This is a genomic window from Shewanella sp. Shew256 (genome assembly GCF_002196695.1).
GTDB lineage: Bacteria > Pseudomonadota > Gammaproteobacteria > Enterobacterales > Shewanellaceae > Shewanella > Shewanella mangrovisoli.
In genome coordinates this window covers 159267-181366 of record NZ_NAJR01000010.1, presented here as the reverse complement: position 1 = coordinate 181366, position 22100 = coordinate 159267, and the positions used below count along the sequence as shown (strand labels likewise).

Annotated in this window: 19 protein-coding genes; 11 read left to right on the top strand and 8 right to left on the bottom strand. The window is 45.4% G+C overall.

Annotated elements, in window-relative coordinates:
- Positions 1-387 precede the first annotated feature (387 nt).
- The 8 genes from B5P39_RS17545 to B5P39_RS17510 all read left to right on the top strand — a co-directional run bounded on the left by B5P39_RS17545 (position 388) and on the right by B5P39_RS17510 (position 6968).
- Positions 388-681 (top strand): hypothetical protein, encoded by a 294-nt coding sequence (locus tag B5P39_RS17545; protein WP_088212439.1) that lies wholly within the window; start codon positions 388-390, stop codon positions 679-681.
- A 207-nt stretch (positions 682-888) separates the two neighbouring features.
- Positions 889-2427 carry an IS21 family transposase gene (gene istA, locus B5P39_RS17540; protein ID WP_088212438.1) on the top strand — a complete coding sequence of 513 codons (1539 nt, stop codon included), beginning with the start codon at positions 889-891 and terminating at the stop codon, positions 2425-2427.
- A gap of 1 nt (position 2428) precedes the next feature.
- Positions 2429-3184 carry an IS21-like element helper ATPase IstB gene (gene istB / locus B5P39_RS17535; protein WP_088212437.1) on the top strand — a complete coding sequence of 252 codons (756 nt, stop codon included), beginning with the start codon at positions 2429-2431 and terminating at the stop codon, positions 3182-3184.
- Positions 3181-3660, top strand: a complete 480-nt coding sequence (locus B5P39_RS17530) for a hypothetical protein (RefSeq protein ID WP_088212436.1) — start codon at positions 3181-3183, stop codon at positions 3658-3660. Before istB ends, B5P39_RS17530 begins: the two co-directional genes overlap by 4 nt.
- Complete coding sequence (locus tag B5P39_RS17525; protein ID WP_088212435.1) at positions 3647-4600, top strand: tyrosine-type recombinase/integrase; 954 nt, start codon at positions 3647-3649, stop codon at positions 4598-4600. Before B5P39_RS17530 ends, B5P39_RS17525 begins: the two co-directional genes overlap by 14 nt.
- A gap of 140 nt (positions 4601-4740) precedes the next feature.
- The gene (locus tag B5P39_RS17520; protein ID WP_254915803.1) at positions 4741-5343 is read left to right on the top strand and encodes a hypothetical protein; all 603 of its coding nucleotides are present in this window, start codon (positions 4741-4743) and stop codon (positions 5341-5343) included.
- A 109-nt stretch (positions 5344-5452) separates the two neighbouring features.
- Positions 5453-6403 (top strand): RHS repeat-associated core domain-containing protein, encoded by a 951-nt coding sequence (locus B5P39_RS17515; protein ID WP_441347618.1) that lies wholly within the window; start codon positions 5453-5455, stop codon positions 6401-6403.
- A gap of 10 nt (positions 6404-6413) precedes the next feature.
- Complete coding sequence (locus B5P39_RS17510; RefSeq protein ID WP_088212433.1) at positions 6414-6968, top strand: hypothetical protein; 555 nt, start codon at positions 6414-6416, stop codon at positions 6966-6968.
- A gap of 835 nt (positions 6969-7803) precedes the next feature.
- Here the strand turns inward: B5P39_RS17510 and B5P39_RS17500 are convergent.
- The 3 genes from B5P39_RS17500 to B5P39_RS17490 all read right to left on the bottom strand — a co-directional run bounded on the left by B5P39_RS17500 (position 7804) and on the right by B5P39_RS17490 (position 11293).
- Positions 7804-8145, bottom strand: coding sequence for a cytochrome c3 family protein (locus B5P39_RS17500; RefSeq protein ID WP_088212431.1), 342 nt, complete (start codon positions 8143-8145; stop codon positions 7804-7806).
- Between the two features lie 68 nt (positions 8146-8213).
- Positions 8214-9875, bottom strand: a complete 1662-nt coding sequence (locus B5P39_RS17495) for an FAD-dependent oxidoreductase (protein WP_088212430.1) — start codon at positions 9873-9875, stop codon at positions 8214-8216.
- Between the two features lie 176 nt (positions 9876-10051).
- Positions 10052-11293: an OprD family outer membrane porin gene (locus B5P39_RS17490; protein WP_176399983.1), complete on the bottom strand. Its 1242-nt coding sequence runs from the start codon at positions 11291-11293 to the stop codon at positions 10052-10054.
- A 418-nt stretch (positions 11294-11711) separates the two neighbouring features.
- On the opposite strand from B5P39_RS17490, the gene B5P39_RS17485 reads away from it, so the two are divergent.
- Positions 11712-12422, top strand: coding sequence for a FadR/GntR family transcriptional regulator (locus B5P39_RS17485; RefSeq protein WP_088212428.1), 711 nt, complete (start codon positions 11712-11714; stop codon positions 12420-12422).
- Positions 12423-12560: 138 nt separating this feature from the next.
- Here B5P39_RS17485 and B5P39_RS25020 read toward each other — a convergent pair whose 3' ends face one another.
- The 5 genes from B5P39_RS25020 to B5P39_RS17465 form a co-directional block, all read right to left on the bottom strand.
- On the bottom strand, positions 12561-13166 hold the full coding sequence (locus B5P39_RS25020; RefSeq protein ID WP_254915802.1) for a tannase/feruloyl esterase family alpha/beta hydrolase: 606 nt from the start codon (positions 13164-13166) through the stop codon (positions 12561-12563).
- A 38-nt stretch (positions 13167-13204) separates the two neighbouring features.
- A complete protein-coding gene (locus B5P39_RS25015) occupies positions 13205-14302 on the bottom strand; it encodes a tannase/feruloyl esterase family alpha/beta hydrolase (RefSeq protein WP_254915801.1) in 1098 nt (365 codons plus the stop codon).
- Positions 14303-15117: 815 nt separating this feature from the next.
- Positions 15118-16152: a hypothetical protein gene (locus B5P39_RS17475; protein WP_088212427.1), complete on the bottom strand. Its 1035-nt coding sequence runs from the start codon at positions 16150-16152 to the stop codon at positions 15118-15120.
- A 597-nt stretch (positions 16153-16749) separates the two neighbouring features.
- Entirely contained in the window at positions 16750-18087 is a 1338-nt protein-coding gene (locus B5P39_RS17470; RefSeq protein ID WP_088212426.1) for a sigma-54-dependent transcriptional regulator, read from the bottom strand.
- On the bottom strand, positions 18077-20095 hold the full coding sequence (locus tag B5P39_RS17465; protein WP_088212425.1) for an ATP-binding protein: 2019 nt from the start codon (positions 20093-20095) through the stop codon (positions 18077-18079). Before B5P39_RS17465 ends, B5P39_RS17470 begins: the two co-directional genes overlap by 11 nt.
- Before the next feature lie 367 nt (positions 20096-20462).
- Here B5P39_RS17465 and B5P39_RS17460 point away from each other — a divergent pair, with 367 nt between their 5' ends.
- Together B5P39_RS17460 and B5P39_RS17455 are read left to right on the top strand one after the other, a co-directional pair.
- Positions 20463-21722 carry an alpha-hydroxy-acid oxidizing protein gene (locus B5P39_RS17460; RefSeq protein WP_088212424.1) on the top strand — a complete coding sequence of 420 codons (1260 nt, stop codon included), beginning with the start codon at positions 20463-20465 and terminating at the stop codon, positions 21720-21722.
- On the top strand, positions 21722-22045 hold the full coding sequence (locus B5P39_RS17455; protein ID WP_088212423.1) for a c(7)-type cytochrome triheme domain-containing protein: 324 nt from the start codon (positions 21722-21724) through the stop codon (positions 22043-22045). Before B5P39_RS17460 ends, B5P39_RS17455 begins: the two co-directional genes overlap by 1 nt.
- Positions 22046-22100: the final 55 nt, after the last annotated feature.

Here is a 22100-nt window from a genome sequence, read left to right as displayed (position 1 = left end):
GTAATAATTTTTTAAGGATCGCCTCTTTACGTTCTGGTGAATACCGAGCCATTTTGTTCTCTTTTGCCGCACCCTGTCTTTAAAAATAATGATTATTTAGGGGTGACAACAATCCTGACACAGGGGGAAGCACACCAATAGCGCGTTGCCAGTGATTTAGTCTCTCGGCTTAGCGAAAGGTAATTTTCGAAGTTGTACATGGGGGAAATAAAGTTTGCAATTGGCATTGCAAACTTTTTACTAGCAATACAACAAATTGATAAAGAAGGTATTTACTGTTTTCTACACTCATAAACTCGTGCCTTTAATTGAAAAAGAAAGCCTTATGCAAGTTTAGCTTGGCTTTGTATTCTTAGTTATTCCCACCCAATCGAAGTAGGTTGCAGCATGAATAAAAAGCTCGGAGGTGATGTGGATACACTGGCTTTTGAGTTAGAGCGTGAATTGATGCACCGCTTCGCCTCGCCATTGTTAACTGGCGAAAAGCTAGCGAACGCGATGGGCTATAGAAGTATCCATTCATTGCGAAAGCACATGTCTCAGCCAACATTTCCTGTTGAACTTTTTACGATATCGGGAAGGAGAGGAAGATTTGCTCTGGTGAAGGACATTGCGCTTTGGTTGGCTAAACAACGCATTGAACATCAATATTCAACTGAGGAGAAGTCTATCGACATGTAACTAACTGTTTGTGCATTATTTCCAAGGCACTGAAAGTGAAAAAGCCAGCATTGGGTAGATGCTGACTTTTTCTGAAATTGTCGAATTTCGGACCTCGACAACTTCATTAAAGCTTTCCCATGCCAGACTGTCAAGTTTCGGCCTGAGGCCGAAGCGTGGGTATGTACGTGCCTTGATTTCAATCATTTTGAAATGAAGGAAGTCACCATGAATATACAGAGATTACGGCAACTGCTATGTTTGCTCACCACTACTAACTACTCTAATCGGCGGATTGCTCAGCTTGTGGGCATCTCGCCTAATACAGTGCGAACCTATCGTCGTAAGCGACGGGAAACTGCTGTAACCCTTGCAGAGCTGGAGCAAGATTCCGATGACCAGCTGCTGAATCGATTTCACCTCATCACGTCTACGGCCAGTATTAAGCGTCAACCTGACTGGGCTTATATTCATCAACTGATGCAGGACAAGCATCAAACGCTTATTCAGCTCTGGGAGGAATACCGCAGCATTCGTCCCGCTGATGCCCTGTGTTATTCGCAGTTTACCCACTGGTATCGGCAATACGTCAAGTCCATCGACGTCTCGATGCGACAATATTACGCTCCAGGCGAGGTGTGCTTTGTCGATTTTGCCGGAAAACGGATTGCTTGGACTGAGCCGCAGACAGGCGAAACACATTATGCGGAGATGTTTGTCGGGGTGATGGGATACTCACAGCTAGTGTTCGCCAAAGCGCTGCGCTCTCAGAAACTGGAAGAGTGGCTGGAAGCGCATCAAGCAATGTTCACTTATTTGGGTGGTGTTCCTCAGTTGGTGGTACCTGACAATCTCAAATCGGCCGTCAACCGACCTGGGAAGTTCCCTGAGGTCAACCACAGTTACCAAGAATTGGCTGAACATTATGGCTTTGTCATTGACCCCGCGAGGGTGCGACGTCCACAGGATAAGTCCTTAGCGGAAATTGGTGTGTTACTGGTGACTCGTTGGATTACTGTGGTGCTGCGTCGCCGTCGCTTTTTCAGTGTGGCTGAGATAAATCAGGCTATGGCTGAATTGCTAGAGCAGTTGAATCAACGCCCGTTTAAGCGCTATCTGGGCAATCGCCGTGAGCGGTTTGAACAAACTGAACGTGCAGCGTTATCAGCCATACCGAACCAGCCCTTTGATATTGGTCGCTGGTTGCATCTGCAAAAAGTGAATCGGGATTATCATATCTACGTACATGGTCATGCGTATTCCGTGCCTTTTGAACTGACAGGCCTGACGGTGGACGTAAAAGTCTGCCAAAACAAAGTCGAAATCTACTTCCATCATAAGTTAGTTGCCGTCCACCTACGTAGTGATGTCCAAGGCGGCACCACCACGGAGAACAGTCACCGACCTAAGAGCCATCAAGCCTATGCGGCACAGTCAAAAGCGCATTTTACCCAATGGGCCACAGCCATTGGCGAGCACGCCTTAGCCTTGGTATCGGCACAGTTTGATGGTGTACCTGACTATTCATTGCAGGGCTGCAAAGCCTGTTCGAAATTGCAAAAACTGGCTCGGCAATACGGCCATTCACGTTTTGAACGGGCTTGTCAGTGCGCCTGTGAAATTCAGTCGCTGACCGTCAGCAGTGTGCGTTCCATCTTGCAATGCCGTTTGGATGAGCCAGCAGGAGACGTGACGCCCGTTCAAGGCCAGTTGCCACTTCATCATAATGTTCGTGGTGCTCGCTATTATTTCGATGGAGGGCAGTAAAATGAGCAGTGAACACAGTGTCTTTGAAAACCTTCAACAACTGCGTCTATCGGGGATGCGTGAAGCCTTAAAAAAAGTCCTCGTGACGCCCGACATGGTGACGCTTCCCATCATCGATATTTTGGCATTTTTGACTTGTGAGGAGATCCAGTACAAGTCGCAGAAAAAGCGGGAGCGGCTGTTTAAAGCCGCAAAGCTGAAGCAGGGGCAGGCTTGTGTGGAGAACATTGACTACCTAGCAAAGCGCGGGATTGATAAGGGCTATCTCGCCACCCTGATTAATGGCGAGTGGATTACCCGTAATCAGTTTTTGTTGATTACAGGGCCGACTGGCGTTGGTAAGAGTTGGATTGCTTGTGCGCTTGCCAACCAAGCAATAAAACTCAATTTTTCAGTGTTGTATAAGCGATTCAACTTATTGATGGAGGAATTAGCCATTGCTCATCGGGATGGCTCTTTGCCCAGACTGCGCAGTGGACTGGCTAAATACAAATTACTGGTGCTAGATGATTGGGCGATGGCCCCGTTAAATGACCTTAACCGACAGGATTTATTGGAGCTGATAGAAGAGCGGGTTGAGTCTGGTTCACTTATCATCACGACCCAATTGCCCGTCAGTAAATGGCATGAATATATTGGGGAGCCGACCCTAGCTGACGCCATTATGGATCGCATCATTCACCGAGCCCATCGTTTGGAATTACACGGTGAATCGATGCGCAAGTCATATAAAACGGTCAAGGAGGGCAAGATATGACTATCGATATGCATATTGATGCATTTGAACCGATGCAGGCCACTCTTGACCTCAACAACGTGTATCTCAAGCGGCTTTTTGATATTTATCATCAACGTCTGCTTGCAAACGCCGATGCCTGTCAGAAGTTGGCGCGGCGTGGAATAAGCATGGAGAATATCAAGCGCCTCCAGATTGGATTTTGTGACCGCAAACTCAATCGTTATGTTCAAGCCTCTGACACGCTTGAGGGGGGCGGATTTCGCGGGGCGTTAAGGCGCTTAGGCTTAATCAAAGTCAGTGGTCATGAAATTTTCCGAGGCTGCATTGTGGAACCCGTATTTGAGGGGGAAACCATTATTGCGGCATGTGGCGTGAAGTTAGCTTGCCCTAGTCGACCTGCACCTAGGATTATTCTCTGGTATAGGTACTGTATTTATACCCGTCCAGTGTGGTTTAACATCATGGTATGGGGGGAACGCTATGTTACTCACTAAACCCACATCCGACACGCTTTCTAGCAGCGTCGATTACTACTTAGCGTTATGCCGTGCCAAGGGACAGAGCGAGAATACTGTGGTCAGTAAAGCTGCAGGTTTGCAACTCTTTCAGCAATGGGCTGATAGTCATGCAGTCTTCAGTATCAACAGTATCGATGTTGACCTGCTCGATAACTATCAGCAGTACCTTAACCAATTCCGCAAGAGACTCGACGGTCAGCCGTTATGCCGTGCAACAATCCGCAATCGCTTAACCGTTGTAAAGGTGATGATGCGTACCCTATTCATCAAGGAGGTACTGTCAGTTAATCGTACTGAACGCTTTGAACTTCCGAAGAATGGCAGGCGACTACCTAAGCCTGTTCTGAGTGAACAAGAGGTCAAAAAGGTGCTACAGCAGGCAGCGCATTATGGTCTCAAAGGGGTAAGGGATACGGCCATTATGACGACTTATTATGCCTCTGGTATTCGGCGATTTGAGCTAAGCACCTTGGCGCTGGACGATGTTGACTTTGAACTATGCCAGCTCAGAGTCAACCAGGGAAAAGGCTTTAAAGACAGGTATGTCCCGATTGCCAAAGAGACTTGCCTTTGGATTTATCGCTACTTGAGGGAAGTTAGGCCTATACTGGCAAACGCGCATTCCGGCAAAGCGTTATTCTTGGCAAACAACGGTAAACCATTTCGGGCAGCTCAACTGTCTGAACTGGTAGCCAAGTACATCAAGTTGGCGGATGTTCGAAAATCAGGAGCCTGCAACCAGTACCGTCATGCAGCGGCAACGCACATGGTCGACAATGGTGCTGATATCCGCCATGTTCAAGCGTTCTTGGGCCATGCTGACCTGTCTACCACTCAGGTATACGTGCATGTCAGTATGACGAAATTACGTGAGGTGTATAATCGAACGCATCCTGCAGCGAGAGGCAAGGATTGACAGCCCCGTCAAAAAGGGCGAGACTATGGTCATGGTGCAGCAGACATGCGTAAGCATGACACCACGTAACCTGCAAAGGTCGAGGCAGTGGCCGGTAATGACATTCTGAATCCAAGTCTGACTTGGCGAAGGCTCCCTCGTTGGAGCCTTTGTTATTTCTGGCCCTTACAAAACTATTAGAATCAATGAGTTCAAACCGCCTCTTTAATCTTGCCGACAATGAATTCCAGTTTTGGAGACCATTCGCCTACCAAGGAACTGAAATTCACTTTGATCACTTGGTTGCCAGAAAGCACACCTATATTCATCCTGAGCGGAAAGAGCAATATACGCTTTATATCACCCTGTCACATCACGTTTTTACCGTAGATCCGGATAAGTCTAAAGACCCCAACGGCCCACAGATATACCCTCATAAACCAAAAGATCCAAGAGCATTTTGTCCCACCAGATATGCGTTATCTTTCCATCTGACGACTATCCTTGAGACCTTACCAGAGCAGTTCTGTTATCACGGCGGCTACAGTCGCTATTGCACCTGTAAGCTTGAAGACGATGACGGAAACGAGATTTTCTATCAAGTCGTGTTTAGAGTGTGGAAGGAACAAGGGAAAATGCGTTTTCATGTAGAAAGCGCTTATCCCTTACCGACCCGTCCATCGAAAGTTAAAAAGGTCAACTTTTGGGTCATTTGCCATAATCTCTTGAACAATAAAAAGTTACCCAAGCCATCCACTAAGTAATTTCAATGTTTGCCCAATTAAGCGAATATTGTATTAATTCATTGTATTTATAGCGCTCTTTAAAAGTCAGCTCGTTAATCAATTCCGATTAATTCATATGAATGGCCGGGTGTACGATTACAACCTCGGGCGCTTCCTCAGCGTCGACCCGCTGATCCAGAGCCCGACCAGCACCCAGAGTGTGAATCCCTATTCCTACATAATGAACAACCCGCTGGCGGGGACGGATCCGACGGGGTATTGTGCGACCACAGATAATGTTCAGGATTGTGCCGACAGTATCGAAAGTGGAACGACACAAGATATTACTGATAAAGATGGTAAAACCGTCGGTACGGTCGGCAAAGATAGTCAGGGCAATATGTACATTACCAAAGGCAATGGCGCGAGTGCCCATCAAGGGATTCAAAATGCCATGAGCAGTGCAGGTAATTTGTCTGATATGGGGAGTTTGAAACAGACTGCTGCTAAGAGTGGTGGGGATGGTGTAACAGCTAAAGGCTCAAGAGCTGGTATTAACAAAACTTCTAGAGGCACTGATGTTGGTGAGATATCAGAGGGTGAGAAAGATTTTGTTAACGAATTAGAAAATGGGATTGTTAATGAGTACTTTAGTCTTGTCGAACGAATAAATGACGCAACTGCTTCCGGGAATGAACAACTATCTACAGATCTTGAACATGCAATCAATGGTTTAAGAATGGCAACTTGGTCATACACGAATGAATATGCAGCAGATGGTTCAGAAGCGAAAACAACAACGACATTTATTAAAGATGCCGCTGGTAATATTGTAGCCGAAAAAGTCTATGTTATATTCTATAGAGGTGCCTATGATGCATATAAAAACGGTTCACCAGCAAATGTGGCAAGTGGTTATCACGTTAGTTTAAATGCGGGCGTTCATGCGATTAGGGGACTAATTGTTCATGAGATCGCTCATTCTATACCAAGGGTTAACGTGACTTCTGTAAATGGAGGCTTGCGACGTGTTCCTGATAAACGTAGAGAGGGGATGGCCGATAGTTTCCTTAAGTCTGTCTATCCAAAAGAATATTGATGGTGATCAAATGAATTTCAATAAATTTCTTGTAATTAGCTGCCTTATCGCCTCAGTTTTAGTACCAACATTAGTGAGCGCTGATGAATATCAATACATTTATAAGAGTTGGTCTTCAGACCTAGAAAGAGACATTGTTGCAGATTCGTTTAATGTAGCTAGTCAAAATTTTACTATCGATACTAAATCCAAAGTACTTTTTTGGGGGCATGCTGGCTCACCATATGACTCTTGCGATGATAATTGGATATGTATTGAAAGTATTACGTTTAATTTTGCAATACAAAAAAAAGATAAAACTGCCGCCGAGTGGAAGCATAAGGGATTTAAATATATCAATAAAGGAAAGGAAACAATTGAATTTTTTGGAATTTCACAGGAAGTTTTTAAAATTCAAGTGATAAATTTATCACGTGAGATGGCTACGTCTGATCCAATGATAGTATATTATTCAAGTACCAATGGAATTCTTGGGTTCACTCAGCTCTTGTACGATGTGGAGTCGGAAATACAATATCCGGTAACCTATTGGTCTACAGAAAACTTAGGCTTTGGAAGTAGATAAAACTAGCCCAATCCTGATGGTTCTCCTCATAAATTTACCAAGGGAAAATGATGGGTCAGGTATAACACTTTATAGAAAGACAGGACAGCAAAAAGAGACAGGACAGGCTTAACTCTTTTTGCCAATCAGCCCCATTTACTTGGGGCTTTTTCTTGCCTGAAACTTGGGCAATCCGACCAGCGGTCTGGGCAGCCGTTGCCGGTAGAAGTGATCAGTGTTTGCCAGCAGGGCGGGCAGTTTGGGGCAGCGCCGCCAGTTGGCGGCACTGGCGCAATTGATCGCTTCCGCTGTTCACAAGTGATCACTTCTACTGTTTTGGACTGCTCAGTCTGCTGCGAGTTTTGACCAAATGAGTTTTTGGAGATCATTCGCTTAAGTTCATGCAACGAAAATGGATGGCTTGTTTATCGGGTTTAATACTAACGCTCAATAATCGCCTTACAAATATTAATCCGAAACCAATGAATTAGAGTAAAAAATCTAGCAAGGTTTTGTCCCAAAGTGAGTTTGGTATGCGCTTTGAGGTCATCTGTATTCCCCAAAGATAAATTTATCAAAAATACCAATTAAAATAAACGGTTAAGTTGAATTTGGCGAAAATCAGTCAGATCACGGCGGCCCCTCTAGTAGTTGTTATGGGGCTAAAAGTCATCTTGCGAATTTGTAGTGATTCAAACGACTGATATTTGAACATTCAATGGCATCTAGAAGCACTTGCTCATCCATCTTGTGTCTCTGCTGATTTGCACTAAATACAGTAGATTATCGTGATTGACTCGGGATGAAAACCACCTCGGCAGGGAAGAGGTGGTTTTCAATTTACTGATACATCGGATTATGGTGTCACAAAATCAAACTTTAAATGGCAACCTTGGCAATAGTTTTCAGACTTTTGGTGCACATGATGACACTTAGCACAGCCAGTTTCGGTACTGAAGTGACGGTTGTTATGAGGATTAGTGGGTTTGAAATTCTCCGTTTTTACCGCCAATTTCGCAGTGTTATGGCATTGCACACACTTCAACATAGGCACAGCTTCGCGAGTTTCCCCCTGATGGCAGCTAGTACATTTTAAGCCTTTTGCCATGTGAGTTTGGTCGAGTAACTGCTCTGCGGCAAAGGTGCTGCCTGCAAATAGGCATAATGCCAGTGAGAGAATAATAGTTAAGTTCTTCATGATGTGATTCCGTTATTCATTTTGAAGGATGCCTTATGTGCAGGCACCACTATTGATGACGTTATGGCTTATAACTTGGCGACAAACTTGCCGGTTAAGTAGCCGAAGGTGTAGCAACGACCTAAGGACAGACCAAATACCGTTAATGGATAGTCAACACCACCGTAAAAACCGCCCCCCATGTTACCGACAATGAACAAGCCACCGATTGGCTTACCATCGGCATCGAGTGCTTGATGGTTTTCGTTAACTAATACACCAGAGGTGATCGCGGATAAACGCATGCGGCGGTGAATACCATAGAATGGGGCCTTTAACACCGGAGCCATTTTGCTTGGCGCTTTACCAAAGTCCTCATCTCGACCTGATTTGCATAGCTCGTTGTAACGATTAACATTTTTCACAAAGGTTTTAGGGTCGCAACCTAATTTCACGGCAAGTTCTTCTAGAGTGTTAGCCACAAAGGTATTGATTTGTGATGGGAATACGCCTTTCTTCTCTGAAGGATCTTCCGGCATATAGTTCTTCAATTCTTCAGGAGTGTAGGCTTTTCCTGGCCAGTTTTTAGCTTGTTCCATATAGTCAGAATCGAAAACCTGAGAGTAACAACCTTGGTCAGCTTCGCTGCGCAAGTAGTTATTCATCAGTGACATTTCAACGGCTTCGTTGACGAAACGCTCCCCTTTACGGTTTACCACGAGGAATGGCATGTCACACATAGCCGCAGGACCCGCATCAAAGTCGTGGAGCATTTTAGTGTGCCCAGCAGGCTCAATGACGCCACCAGCCCAATAGGCCATCGCAAAACCATCACCCGTGCGGTCCATTTGCTTACGTTCGAAGTTTTTCAGATCAGGAATGAAGAAGTCACACATGGCTTTGTTATTTTGGTAGTCACCCGCAGCCAAAATCACGCCCTTTTTAGCCATAAACTTATGATATTTACCATCACGATTTTGGGCGATGACACCAATCACTTTACCGCTCTCATCTTGGATGAGTTGGTTAGCGGGTGTGTTAAAGAAGAACTTCACCCCAGCTTTTTCGGCAGTTTTAGCCAGTGCACGCATGCCATCACCGGCGGTATAGGGTTTAGGGCCAAAATAAGACGTCACAAATTCCAATGGATATTCGGTAATGCCTTTAATACCGTGTTGTGGCTTAGTGCCTTGGTCAACAACGGATGCACCGCCTTGTTTTGCCCGGTCAATAACCCAAGATACCGCCTCGCCTGAGTTATAGGCCCAACTTCTGAGTAATGCAGGGTGACTGCGATGAGCGTTGTCGGCCATTAAGCGGTTTACCAAGGCTTCAATTCCCGCCTTATCGCTTTTCTTCAAATCTAGACCAGAGCCAGTGTTACCTTGAGCCACGGGAATTGCCTGTTTTTGCAATACCGCGACTTTAGCACCATTTTCCGCCGCCGAAAGCGCTGCAGGAACACCCGATGCCCCCGCGCCGACCACAACGACATCGAAGGTTTGGGTCGATGCAATTTCACTGTCGGGGATGGCTCTTGGCTTTGGCATAAACTCCAACGTAGCATGGCCAATTTGGGCGTATTCCTGCGCTTGTGTAGAAACAGGAGATGCGCTAGCAGAACCTGTTAATCCAGCAAAGGCTAAGCCCCCAGTCCCGATCGCCGCTCGGGTTAAAAAACTTCGGCGCGATAGACCATTTTGCAGAACATTCGCAGTGTATTGGTCAATTTCTCTCGATTCTTTACTCATTTTCATTACTCCGTTGACTATATCGTTTGGTGCTCTTCACCATCTACAACGACATAAGATTTGCTCTAACGTCAAAGCTGACGAACGGCTTGTTAGCCAAGTGATAAAGATTAAAAAAAGGGTGTATTCAAATGACGTTAATACACCCTGTAAGTAGGCGCATGGGAGCGCGCGAATTAATGACCTAAAGCGAACTTGTAAGTCAGGTATAAGCGGAGATCGTTGAGATCTTCCTTCTGGTCAAAATCGACCATTGCATAGCGTGCTCTCACACCTAAGCCCTCAAAGACACCGCCAAACTTATAGGTCACAGAGAAGTTAGTTTCGGTAAAATCGTTCAGACTTTCCGGTGAGTCATAATCGCCGTAGAAGGCATAGGCGCTTAGGCCCTTAGCACCGACTTGGCTGAAGTCGTATTCCAGTTTTAAGGCGTTGACTTCTTCATTGGCGAGTGCAGATTGGTATACCTGTTGAATCACAACCTTGTCGTCGCCCCATGGCGTCAGCACAGTATCGTCACCGGTTTTAGCGTACATGTAAGTGGCATCCACGCCAGCAAATTTAGCGCCTAGGTGGAAGCCATATTGGTAAGTATCCAGCTCACCGGCAGATTTATTACCTGTGGCTTGTTGATTGAGGTAGGAAGGAATGAAGTACAGATTAGTGCTGCCCAACTGTGTCGACAGATTAACCTTGGCATAGGTCTGTTGGAACACATCTTCCATATAGTACTGCCACAGGTTGATTTGAGTTTTGACTGTATCGAAGGGCAATTGATATTTAGCACCGATGGCATACACAGGATTATCTTCTACATCCACTACATTGCCGGTATTGCGTTTAACTTCAGCTTTTACCGCTTCACTCACAGAGATAAAGCGTTCATCAGTCCATCCCATAGAATCGGTGATATAGAGTGCTGATAGTGTCAGATTTTCGATGCTGTGGTTTTCAGCGGAGAAACCTCGGAAAGTCTTCGGGATGGCGCGAATATCATGGGGGTTCATCATTGGCGTACGTAACTCTTGAGCACCTAAACGAAATTGAGTATTCCACCAATCGCCTTGAACATAATATTCCTGCATGCGATTGACACTCTGGTGATCACCATTGGCATCCCGACCGACTAAGTTGTAAACCGCGTCAGAGTCGTTAACCCAAATGGGGTTTGCAGAGGCAAAACTCGTCCCGATACTCAAGCCATTCACTTTTGCAGTATTGTAATAGAACAGACCACCTAGTGATGTGGTGTGCTGGGTAGTGGTACCTTCATCAAAATCTTTGGTGAAATCTAAAAGACGTAATTCACCTTTTACTGTGCCTTCACTGAACATCTTGTCGATACTGGTGTCGGCGACTGCGGGTATCGCTAGTGCAGACAACACTACCAAGGATAAATAAGACTTTTTCATCATCATCTCTTCCTATTATTAGTAGCCTAAAGCGATTTTTAGGCTTTTAAAAAGCCGCAAAAGCTTTACGTTAAATGTATGACGTATGAATAATGTCATCAACGGGATGTTTCGAAATATGAGAATTCAGTTGCGAAATTCGTGTAGATGTAACTTAGATCAACAAAAATGAATGTTTTTTAATCTCTAATGTAGCTGTTGGTTGATTTGCAAATTAGGCGAAAATAGGTACTAGTCCTAAATGAATATTTAAATTTTAAAATCGATTAAATTCAATTGCTTACCAAAACCCTAATAGGTTGGATATGATCTTAAACCGAGAACTCTCCAGAGTTCATAAATATCAGAATTAACCTAATGAAAATTCAGACATTCGCCTGATTTATGTTAAGATTTCAATCTAGTTTTGATTCGAGATGACAATTTGAACACCTTTAAACCCGTTAAGCAGCTAAGAGCATCGACAGAAGTTGGCCAGCAACTAAAAGAAGCTATTTTTGACGGCAGGTACAAAGCTGGAGATAAGCTTCCTTCGGAGCGAGAGTTAATCGATCTGTTTATGGTCAGCCGCACTGTAGTCAGAGAGGCTGTAAAAATCCTCGAAGCAAGTGGTTTAGTGGAGATTCGTCAGGGAGCCATGGGCGGCGCCTTTGTTAAACAGATTGGCTACGAACGCTTAAGCGATGCCTGCAGAGACCTACTCACTATGGGGAAAATGTCTTTGCCTGAAATTGTCCAGGTTAGGATGTTGCTCGAACCACAGGTAGCTCGTTTAGCTGCGAAAAACTGCACGGCTGAACAAGCGGCAAAACTGCAAGATGCCAATCAACATGAAAACGATACCTTAGAATACCCCACCACAGTGTTTTTGCGTTCTCAAGTGCATTTTGTATTGGCCGAAATTTGCGGCAATCGTTGCTTAGAAGCCATTAGTAAGTCACTACTGTTGTTATTACGTCAAAATACCTTAACCTTTAAACCGCCTACAGACGAAATCCATCCTGCTGGTTTACATGATAAATTGGTTCAGGCTGTCGTTGATGGGGATGAAGACAGAGCCGAAGCTGAAATGCGCGCTCACTTGGAAGATTTTTGCGAAAGAGTGGCCGAGGTTGAGCGTAAGTATAAAGAGTGATGATATTGATTTACAGTGAGTGGCTAAATTTGTGATGGCGATTCAAAGTAAAAAATTGTGCTAATAAGTTTTCGATTGAATTATTATTAAATAATGCCACTTAATTGTTCACTAAGTGGCATTTTATGATGGTTGCTATTATTCTGAAATTACACAACTGAAGCTTGCTGCATATTCAATATCACCAGTGCCATTGTATTTAGCAATTTGAGGGAATGGACAAAGCGGGCGTGTCCGTGTTTTTGACCAGTCAGCAGGCAATTCGGTATTTTCCACACGCACAGAAGCTAGGATCTCAGCGGGAGTTACACCATTCTCTACCCAGCTTACTAATGCATCGACCATATTAAACTTATCGGTTGCAGGTCCTTTCCCACAGTGACCCATTCCTGGGATTAGGTATAATTTTGCGAACTCGGCAGCTTTTCCTGAATGATTGCTATCTAACTCTTTATACCAATTTACGGTGTCGTTTGTTGAAAACACTGCATCAGAGGTACCGTGGAATACCATCATTTTTGCGCCTCGAGCCTTCAATGTAGAAAGTTTAGTGACCTCTGGTGGCGTCATAAAATCATATCCCGACTCAGTATAAAGCGAGGTGGTGTTATGAATACGTTGGGCATACGTATCTACAGAAGTAGACTGAATAAACGCTAGTGCAGCCTGTTCATTATCATCAAATGGAGTTGGTGGGGTACTAAATACATAGCCTACTGAGCCTGTATCACGGTTTAGTGCCATATAGTATTCCCAGTAAGACCAATCATTAGCGCTTATGCCTACATCATATGGAAAGTTTGCATATATAGGGACTCGCCTGTTTGACTGTTATGTGGTCCAGCCATGATATTGCTAAGCACTTGTTTTTGCTCTGCACTCAAGCATGTGCCGTTTCTTCCTTCCGAGCAGGTTGGAACATCGCGATCTAGATCGAATTCCTTTTGGCAAGTATAAGTATTGTTAACCATACCGTCTGCTAAGCCGTCTAATGCGTCACATTGTTTAAGAATTTGTTGTGAAACAACGCCGAATTCTTCTTGGGTAATGGCAGTCTGTAAAGTCGCTAAAATATCAGAACCGTCAGGATTATATGTGACTAACGTTGAATATTGCTGAGCACCATAGAGCTGACTCACTGCGGCATTTGGTAGGTGTAATCCTGGATTACCAACAATAAAACCATCATACATTTCTGCATAACGACTGGCTGCCATCATGGTGTGGCGCCCGCCGTTTGAGCAACCTGCAAAGTATGATCTATCTGGTAGTTTACCATAAGCAATTTTGATTAAACTTTTTGCCATGGGGGTTAATTCGGCTACAGCGTTATAGCCGTAATCGAGTCGGGCTTGCGGATCAAATCCAAATTGGGGAGCAGGGCTAGGATGTCCAGCATCTGAGCTGATAACTGCAAAACCACTATTTAACGCTGCTGAATCGGCACCACCGGCAAAAATTAATCTGCCTACGGCTTTAGAGACAGAGCCATCGAGGCCACCATTTGCCTGATAATAAAAACGGCCATTCCAATCCTTCGGTAACCGCATTTCAAATCCTATGGCATATTTTGTATCAGCCTCACCGCTACTCCCCAGACCAATCCTCTCGTTCATATAACCTTTTACAACACAATGATCAGGTGCTGAGTAACTTTCGGTTGAACTGTATTCAACTTTACCCGCTGAAACCATTTCAGAACTGGTGATAACGGTGTCTTTGAAGTTAAATTGGGTTGCAATATCACTGCAAATATTGATAGTTGCTGGTGTGGCGGGGGTGAGATGTTGTGTGAGAGGTGTTGAATCATTATCGCTGCATGCACTGAGTAGCAAACAGAATAATGCCATTGTAGGAACAAGTTGGGGTCTTTTTTCCATTGTACAGCTCCATTTTTAATAGTTTAAACACTTACTAACTGATTTTTTTTGTAAAAAAAGGTGCACCCAAAGGAGTTGATACCCCCTAAAAATGCGCAGGGACACGCTTTAATTAGTAGCTTTAGGCAAACTTTTAGGCGACTGAGACGTTACTTTGATAATGACTTGGTCAGTTGCTTGAAAGTTTTAATCAACGTAGAAGGCATCGATGCTTATGCCTTTAATACTTACTTGGCCAACCCAAAGTAACTCTCCAATTCACTTTGGTGGTGTTGTAATGGAGCTGGCCGTAAAGTGATATGGTTTGTCCTGTATTGGTGTAGTTGCTCAAGAGGTTCAACTGCACTTTCGTGATGATTTTACAGAGCATCACGAAAATGCAGTTTGACCAGCAGAGCTACTAAGGATAAATGATTCATTAACTCAACCTTTCTAGGTACATGAGGCATTTTTTAACTAACACACGCTCAAATGTATGATGTATTACCAATGTGAGCAATGACATATTATGAGGTGTGAGAATTGTGTTGAGAAATTCGTGGAAGTGTAACTTTGATCAACAAAATAAATGTGTTAACGCTAATTAAGAGGCGATAGGAGTAAGGTGTGATTTAAAGCTAGTTACAAAATTAATTTCCCCTTTTGAAAGCACCAAGTTCTGGCTGACTCTTGGATCGTAAGGGGAGTTAATGCTACAGAATGTCCATTATTAACGGCAGAGCCGTCATTACAGTGAATGATGAGTGATATAGCGTTAACGTTTTAGGTAATTAACCAAGTAACCGTAAATTTGCTATGGAAGCTAAGGCCATCAGTTAATGTGGAAACAGGGCATAGATAATCACAGGAATAATGGGGAGAAGAGTAACTATGACAAAAACAATTGGCAGGATTTTGAGGTATTGCATCGCTTGCTTGCCGAATAAAGCTAATATATTCAAGCCAATAACAATAAAAGCACTTACACTGGCAATATTGATAAGCAAAGAAAGGACCAGCATTTGTTGTATCAGTGTTAGCTCGTCATAAATCCCCGCATTAGTAACATCAATCAGTGCGACCTCCCTATTTGCAAGGGTTTTCGCAATCCATGCCTGAGTGATAACGTCCGCAGCCTGAGCGGTGAAGCCCAAATCCTTCATGAATAAATGGGGGTAATAGGTAAGAGAGCTCCAATCGATATTAAACTTATGTACCGAACCTTTGAGGGCTTCAAAGAACATAATGGTAATAGATTTATTTGCAGTCAGTTTACTAGCACCGACTAAATATTGGATAAGGTAAGTGGATAAACCTTTTGGCTCCGGTCGAGATTGGATAGTATCTCCGATATAATCGATTGAATAATCTGGCTTTATCAAATTGAAGGGAATGGTAAGAATGATAATGGCAAGGGGTAAAGCTAAGCTAGCCAGTAGGAGTTGATATACAGGTATGCCTAAAGCCGACAGTGAGATGCAGCTGATACCTCCCGCCGAACTAAGACTTATCAACAAAATCATGTAGCGATCACGCAGCGAGAGTTTAAGTCTTTCCGCTTTCAAAAATAGTAATAAGTTTGAACAGCCTAATAGGAAAGACAAGCCAAATATTTTTTGATTTAGCTTCAAATGGGATTTGTTAAACGAGTAATTCAGCTTTTGGTTAATGAGATAATGACTAACTCCTAACAGTGTACAAATTAAGATCGCGCTGGGGGCTATTTCGCTTATAAATTGCTGTGTGACTATAAAGTGAGTAAAAAGCTGACCGCCAAATTGATTTTGTAACGAAAAAGATATGACGATAATTGATACGAACATTATCTGTACTAGCGGGATATTAGGTTTAACATATTGCCGATATAACATGGCAGAGCTGCTTCTATTGGAAAAATTCGTCAGGCATATTAGCTAAAAAATTTTCGCCATGGAGCGATGTAGAGCACACATCTCACAGATGTATGTATGCTACAGATTGAATTGCCATTCGATTTCCACAGCGTTTAGTTAGCAAAAATGTCCAATAAATTAGTGGGTTGTGACCAGTTTATAGTATTTGTTGCGAGTAGAGTATGGATAAGGTCTGAGCTAGTACAACTAAGGTTCCTTTAGAAAGTGTGCTGATTTAGTTGTGTAGAACATCTACCAGTGCTGCAATAGCTCTGGACACTGTTATTCTTGATTCAGTCACAATAAAGTGCCTTGATTACTCCTATAAGTTTATCTATCAGCGTTGTGCTGATGTAAGTGATGTTACTAGTCATACAGTTTTAAGTGCATAACAGCATCTAGATCGCGTTTTACTATAGTTTGCTCTGACACATCAAAGAATAGGCGTAATCATGCGCATTCTGCATGTTAACGTATATTACAATTGAAACTTTTTGAATCGCCAACGATTTCCTAGACACCTTTTAATTGTACCCAAATGAGAAATGATGCAAATGCTGCATTCGCGATGGCCATTCACTGTTTGCTTAATCGTCGACTTAAAGCACTTTGGGTGATCCCAAGTAATTTAGCTGCCGCGCTTTGGTTGTTATTGGTGCGGATAAGCGCCTCATGGATCAACTGCTGCGTTGTTTCGCTGATCGTAGGCAGAATAGCTGGGAAGGTCATCCGCTCTATTGGGGGCGTGAGTTGCGGTTGTTCTAACACCCTAAAAAAGGGCGCGAGTGCGAGTTCTTGGCCATGACTTATCCCAACGGCGGTAAAGGTGAGCGCCCTTAATTCGGCAATATTACCGGGGAAAGGGTAAGTTTCTAAGAGCCGGGCTAGGTCATGGGGCAGGGCGAGGTAGTCTTTACCCAACTCTTGGCAGGCAAGTTCTGTAAAATGCTGTAATAACAGGCCGATATCGGCAGTGCGCTCGCGAAGCGGCGGCAACTTTAGCCGCTGCGGTAGCAGGCAATAAAGTAAGCCGTGGGAAAATCCTTGCTGCTCTAGCTGTTCCAATGAGCTTGTGGTGCTAAACAGCAAACGGCATTTCAGGGCGGTTTCTCGCAGTGAACCTTGGGGAAAATAGCGTTTGCGTTGGCACAGTTGGCTGAACAACCTTTGGACTTCGAAGCTTGCGAGCTCAAGATTATCCAGCAATAAAAAGCCCGTGCCTGCCATATCCAGTAGTCCCACTTGATTGGCGCTGCCAAACAGTTTTTGCTCCAGCATTTGCATCGATAAATCGGCGAGTGACACTTCTGGCAATGGTAGTTCAGGGCTCACCAGTTGTTGCAGTGCCTGGGCAAATACGTGTTTGCCCGTGCCCATTTCTCCTTCGAGTAACATCGGCTCGCGACTGTCTTGCAAGGTCGCGGCGAAGTTAAAGCAGTCGTGCATTTTGATATCCGTGGTGAGTATCTGATTGAATGCACTGAGATCCATACGGTTAAAGAAACCGTCCTTAACTTGATGATAGCGCCGCTCCAGTCCAATGACTTCCATGGCGCGCCTTACACAGAGCAGTAGCTGGTCGGTGGAGCTGGTCTTAGTAATAAAATCGTAGGCACCTTGTTTCATGCACTCGACGGCAATTTCGGTCTCATTGAGGCCCGTGAGGATAATGATCCTGACATAGGGGGCTTGCTCGCGGATGTCCCTTAGCAGCTGCCGACCATCGAGTACGGGCATATTCAGGTCGAGCAGCACTAGCGCGATATCTAGATCATTGATCAATTGCAGTGCCTGACGGCTGTTCTCACAGGTGTAGGTCTTGGCCTCGGGAATATGCCGATTAAGTAGCATATCTATGGTGCGTAACCAGCGGGTTTCGTCATCGACGAGCAGTATATTTCGACTAAGCTTCATTGCTCATTCCTAAGAGGATTTTCATTTCGGTGCCGATATTGGGCTGGGAGTGGATAAGCCACTGGGCGCCGTGTTCGACCAGAATTTTGTTGGTGGTTGAGAGTCCAAGCCCTGTGCCGCCCTGTTCGCGCCGAGTGGTGAAAAACGGTTCGCGGATCCGCGACTGAATATGGGGCTGCATACCGCAACCATTATCAATCACCTTAAGGTAGACTTGTCCCGCTTCCACTCCGGTTTCGATGGTCAGCAACCCCTCGGGTTTATCCATCGCCAGACAGGCATTTTGAATAAGATTGATCAGTACCAACTGCAGCTGCAGTTCATCGCCCTTAATTGCAGGTAGATTAGGCGCAAGCGCGAGCTGTAAGGACAAGCGTTTGACATTGTTATGGGTTAAGCGCAGCGCCGTTTCAACAATTTGATTGAGCGCGAGTGGTTTGACATTGCTAAGCCCATGGCGGGAGAAATGCTTAAGATCGTGGATAATACTGCCGATGCGCTCGGCAGATTCCTGCACCGATTGGCTGGTAAAATTTAGTTCCTCCAATCCCTGTTGTAGCTGCTGCGTGCTGGCAGCGAGCGATGCCCGCTTAAGATCGTCGATAATATCCTGCATTAGGCTTATGGATTGGGTGATTAACCCGACGGGATTGTTGATCTCATGGGCAATTCCCGTTGTGAGTTCCCCAAGGGAGGCTAAGCGGGTCGATAACTCACTCGCCTGTTTAAGTTCGAAGGATTCGGTAAAATCTTCTACAAACAGGGCGAGCATATTGTCTGAAATTAAATGCAGGCTGAATTTCCAGCGTTTATGGTCGAGGGAAAATTCGACCTGCTGTGAGTCTTCGCCGCTAAATCCCGAGGAAATCAATTGTGTGAGATCCACCTTTGGATGGGCCTGCGCGAGCGTATCGGGCTTTAATATCCAATGATATTTGCCGTTTTGCCAAAGGGTCTGTTGCTGTTTATCCAATAACATTACGCCGTAGGGCAGGCCATCAAGCACCGAATGAAACTGCGCCGATACGCGGTTAATTTCGGCTTCGGCCCGCTTACGCTGCAACAGTTCTTGCCTCAATGACTTGGTTTTTTGTCTAAGCACTAGGCTGATGTAAAGGGTAATGAGTAGCCCAATGCTGGAGATAATTGCTGCGATCAAAGTGCCTTGAAACAAGTCTTTACGTACTTGTCCTAGCTCAATTTTTTCTTTACCAAAGCCGACCCATTTGTAGAGTAAATCATCGAAATAACCGCCGTGATAGCGCTGCTTTAAGACCTCAGTAACCGCTTTGGCAAATACGGGGTCTTTATCTGACATAATTAAATAAAACTGACTAAAGAGTAATGGATTACCCGCGGTTTTGGTCATAGGGAACAGCGGTAATAGTCGCCGTGCGCAGTAAAATTCGGCCAGTACAAAATCCACCTTCCCTGCAGATAACTGCTCAAATCCCTGCTCATTGGTGACAACGGGGACAAGGATAAAATCCTGCGGATTGGCCTTAAGATACATATCCATCGACGAGCCTTGTTTCACGGCGACGCGTTTTTTTTTAAGCGCCAGCCACGAGTCGGCATTGCCTTCGGTGCGGCGATTGTAGGCACTGATATAAGTCGGCAGCAGCGGCAGGGCGCGATTGAGGTCAAGGTTTGCCCCAGCGGGCACATCGATTACGGCGAGCTGCCTTGCTTTCTGCGTTACGCTTTGCAGGGTTTTATCTAGGGTTTGACGTTTTATCGTGAGGTCATATTGCAGCTTTTGTGCGATCTGGCGCGCCAATTCGATGTTAAAGCCAGTTTCTTCTCCGGCCTCGTTTTGCCATTCAAACGGTGGTGTGTTGCTGTGGACATTAAAGGTGAGTTCCTGCGGCGCAGGTTGAGGCGTGCTGATGTTTTCAGCTGCGCTTTGAACCGCAAGACTTGGGGTCAAGACTTGGGCGAAGAGTAAACCTATTCCCAATCCCCATGTCCGTAAATATTGCCAATCATTCACCAAAATTATCACCATCCCGCCTTGTCTTTGGCGCTAACCATAAGCCCAGTTTCCGCGCATTGGCAGTCTGTAGGCATTTTTCTGCTAATCATTTCACATTTAATTTGTTGATAGATTTCTATCGAGAGTTTTTATTGTATTGAAAATTAATGTGAATTTTGTTTTTTGGCGGCTAAATAATCCGCGGTTATGCAAAAATGCATAATCGGGCGTGCGTGCATCAAACATTTTTAGGCGAAGGGATCTATCGCTAAATTTTGGCTTTGCATGTTACCCCTTAAGAAATAGCGCGGCGTAAATTGAGTCCCGTGAGCAAAACAGCTGAGCACTCTAACAATCGAGTCGCATAAAAATTATCAGTAGGAACGTAGGGGACATCAAGATGGATAAACACTTAGACCAAAATCGCCGTGAATTTTTAACCAAGGGCGCCGTACTGGCCGCTGCTGCGGGCACCTTAGCGATGTCGGCATCATCTTCTGCCAATGCGGCGAACGCCTCTGTAGTTGCCGCGGCGGCAACTACCACAGAAGCGCCAAAAGCCGTTGCTGGTTACATTAAAGATCCTAAAAACTTAAAAGATGTGCTCAGTAATGCCCGCAAAATTTTAGATACCTGCGCTGCGTGTGACTTAGCGGGCGCAGGCCGCTGTAACGGTAAAGGCCCTTGCGGTGAGTCGGTTCCGGGTATGGGCGGCATGCGCCAAAGTTTCGTACGTAACATCGAAGCGTTTGAGGGCATGAGCCTGAATATGCGTAGCCTGCACAATGTCACAAAACCGAAAATGGAAACCGAATTACTGGGCGTGAAATTAGCCATGCCAATCCTGACCGGGATCACCGGCGGCTTAACCTATAACATGGGCGCGGCCAACAAATTAGCCTTCGATGGCGAAGTGATGACCGAGGAAAAATACGCCCGCGGCATTATTGAAGGCGCGGCCAAAGCGGGCTGTTTAGGTTGGGCGGCGGACGGTATTGGCGATCCATTAGAAACCTACAAACGCCGTTTAGAAGTGGTCAAAGAATTTAAAGGCCGCGCGATTGCGCAAATTAAACCCCGTACTCAACAGGAAATCTTCGAGCGTATCGATGCGGTACAAGAAGCGGGCGCGCCTTTCTTTGCCATCGATATCGACTCTGCAGGCCGCGCCGCGCGTGCACTGCCGGGCAAAACCGTTGAGCCAAAAGATTTAGCCAAACTCAAAGAAATCGTCAAATACGCCAAGATCCCGTTTATGGCCAAGGGCGTGATGACAGTGGAAGAAGCGCTGATGTGCGCCGAAGCGGGCTGCGGCGCGATTGTGGTTTCAAACCACGGCGGCCGCGTACTGAGCTCAACGCCTGCGACTATGCATGTGTTGCCAGCGATTGTGAAAGCGGTGCGTGAGCGCGGCCATAAGATGGCAATCCTCGTCGATTCTGGTGTGCGTGATGGTGGTGATGTGCTCAAGGCGCTGGCGCTGGGCGCTCAAGCGGTATTAGTCGGTCGTCCTATGCTGCGCGCAAGTTTAGGCGGCGGCGCGACTGGGGTTGAGATGCTGTTCAAACGCTTCCAAGGCGAGCTTGAATCTAGCATGGTACTGACTGGCACTGCGGATGTGAACAACGTCGACCCATCCATCCTTATTCGGGAGGTTTAATGAATATCACCACAGCATTTCGATTCGGTTTAGCCGCTGTGGTTGCCTCAATGTGGGTGTTACCGCAAGTACAGGCAACGCCCTCGGAGCAGGACAGGCACTATGGCGGTGGTGGTAAGGGCGCGGTGGTGTTCTCCTACGAGACCCATGCTCGAGGCGGCTTTTATACCTGTCAGGACTGCCACAGTACGGTAGATGGCAAGGCCCTGTTCGAGACGCAGCGTTACAGCTTTACCATGAAAGACCACAATAACGGCGCATTCTGCTGGGCTTGCCATAATGGCAAAACAGCAGAGCGCGAATGTAAGACGTGTCACTATTAATCCTTAGGTAGCGCAGGCGAAAGCCCTATGGACTTTCGCCTGCGGCCTAACAAGG

Coding starts and splice junctions, on each gene's coding strand:
- B5P39_RS17545 (WP_088212439.1), top strand. CDS start 388: ATGAATAAAAAGCTCGGAGGTGATGTGGATACACTGGCTTTTGAGTTA.
- istA (WP_088212438.1), top strand. CDS start 889: ATGAATATACAGAGATTACGGCAACTGCTATGTTTGCTCACCACTACT.
- istB (WP_088212437.1), top strand. CDS start 2,429: ATGAGCAGTGAACACAGTGTCTTTGAAAACCTTCAACAACTGCGTCTA.
- B5P39_RS17530 (WP_088212436.1), top strand. CDS start 3,181: ATGACTATCGATATGCATATTGATGCATTTGAACCGATGCAGGCCACT.
- B5P39_RS17525 (WP_088212435.1), top strand. CDS start 3,647: ATGTTACTCACTAAACCCACATCCGACACGCTTTCTAGCAGCGTCGAT.
- B5P39_RS17510 (WP_088212433.1), top strand. CDS start 6,414: ATGAATTTCAATAAATTTCTTGTAATTAGCTGCCTTATCGCCTCAGTT.
- B5P39_RS17500 (WP_088212431.1), bottom strand. CDS start 8,145: ATGAAGAACTTAACTATTATTCTCTCACTGGCATTATGCCTATTTGCA.
- B5P39_RS17495 (WP_088212430.1), bottom strand. CDS start 9,875: ATGAGTAAAGAATCGAGAGAAATTGACCAATACACTGCGAATGTTCTG.
- B5P39_RS17490 (WP_176399983.1), bottom strand. CDS start 11,293: ATGATGATGAAAAAGTCTTATTTATCCTTGGTAGTGTTGTCTGCACTA.
- B5P39_RS25020 (WP_254915802.1), bottom strand. CDS start 13,166: ATGGCACTAAACCGTGATACAGGCTCAGTAGGCTATGTATTTAGTACC.
- B5P39_RS25015 (WP_254915801.1), bottom strand. CDS start 14,302: ATGGAAAAAAGACCCCAACTTGTTCCTACAATGGCATTATTCTGTTTG.
- B5P39_RS17475 (WP_088212427.1), bottom strand. CDS start 16,152: ATGTTATATCGGCAATATGTTAAACCTAATATCCCGCTAGTACAGATA.
- B5P39_RS17470 (WP_088212426.1), bottom strand. CDS start 18,087: ATGAAGCTTAGTCGAAATATACTGCTCGTCGATGACGAAACCCGCTGG.
- B5P39_RS17465 (WP_088212425.1), bottom strand. CDS start 20,095: ATGGTGATAATTTTGGTGAATGATTGGCAATATTTACGGACATGGGGA.
- B5P39_RS17460 (WP_088212424.1), top strand. CDS start 20,463: ATGGATAAACACTTAGACCAAAATCGCCGTGAATTTTTAACCAAGGGC.
- B5P39_RS17455 (WP_088212423.1), top strand. CDS start 21,722: ATGAATATCACCACAGCATTTCGATTCGGTTTAGCCGCTGTGGTTGCC.